The 425-nt window shown below is 63.8% G+C and carries 1 protein-coding gene; it reads left to right on the forward strand.

What is annotated here, in order from left to right; genetic code table 11:
* The coding region (locus tag AC3XQU_RS23005) for a flagellin N-terminal helical domain-containing protein (RefSeq protein ID WP_489876478.1) at positions 1-425 on the forward strand (425 nt) is incomplete at both ends.

Raw genomic sequence — 425 nt, forward strand, 5'->3', positions numbered from 1 at the left:
GCTGCACTGTCCGCACAAAACTCGATCAGCCGCACCCAGAGCTCGCTGTCGACCTCGATGACCCGCCTGTCGACCGGCTACCGCATCAACTCGGCAATGGACGACGCCGCCGGCCTGCAGATCGCCTCGCGCCTGAAAGCCCAGACCTCGGGCATGTCGGTTGCCATGCGCAACACCCAGAACTCGACCTCGATGCTGCAGACCGCCGAAGGCGCGCTGGACGAAGTCGGCAACATGCTGGTCCGCATGAAAGACCTGGCCACCCAGGCAGCCGATGCCTCGTCGACCGCCGACGACAAGACCGCCATGCAGTCGGAATTCGACGCACTGGGTACCGAACTGGGCAACATCCTGAAGAACACCACCTTCGGCGGCACCAAGCTGCTGGTGGGCGGCACCATCGCTTCGTCGATGACCTTCCAGAT

The sequence above is a fragment of the Telluria sp. AZSoR62 genome (assembly GCF_058111565.1).